This is a genomic window from Streptococcus sp. GMD1S, from assembly GCF_000296875.1.
Classification (GTDB): Bacteria; Bacillota; Bacilli; order Lactobacillales; family Streptococcaceae; genus Streptococcus.
Genome location: NZ_AJQY01000228.1, coordinates 1 through 794 on the forward strand (window position 1 = coordinate 1; position 794 = coordinate 794).

Here is a 794-nt window from a genome sequence, read left to right on the forward strand (position 1 = left end):
ACCAAGGCTAGTTCTCGTTCATTTGGCTCTTGAACATCCTCGTACAAGCCTTCTACCAAGATACGCCCATCAGCAGCTCGCAGACTACTTAAGGCCTGGATAAGATACCATGGTGCTGACTCCACGACACCACCATAACTCGAGTGGATATCTACATCCGCACTTTTCACCTTGGCATCAAAGGTCACGATTCCCTTGTTTCCACCAGAAATTTCTAACTGCTCCAAGGCATTTTTCGTTCCTTGCTCCCAAACTAGCAAATCTGCTCCTCGGAGTTTGTCTGCGTGTTTCCCTAAATACTTATCTAGATCCATAGAAGCAGACTCCTCTGCCCCTTCCATGATAAAACTGATATTGACAGGGAGGTCATCGTGGTGCTGCATATACTTTCTCAGAGCACTCAAACGAGCTGTGATGTGGCCCTTATCGTCGTCAACTCCTCGCCCATACATAAAACCATTTCGCACAGAAAGTGTAAAGGGATCCTCTGTCCAGATCTGATCTCCGTCCGCTGGTACGGTGTCATAGTGGTTATAGAAGATCAAGGTCTTGGCATCTGGACGCGAACTCTTGAAATGTGCCATGACAAAGGGAGCTGTGTAACTCTCATCAATCTCCACTTCAGCCCCCACACGCTTGAAAATCTCACCCAGATAGTTTGCGACTTCCTTGAGTCCAACCTGCTGGGCAAAGACGGATTTCTTGGAAATTAAGGTGCGTAAGACTTCGAAATAATGTTGGGCCACATGATCCTTCTCAAATTTTTCAATCTGCTCTTGTTCGCTAGGAAAAAC

The 794-nt window shown here is 46.6% G+C and carries 1 protein-coding gene; it reads right to left on the reverse strand.

Annotated elements, in window-relative coordinates; genetic code table 11:
* A partial coding sequence (locus GMD1S_RS08475) for a M20/M25/M40 family metallo-hydrolase (RefSeq protein ID WP_000321331.1) occupies positions 1–794 on the reverse strand: 794 nt, incomplete at both ends.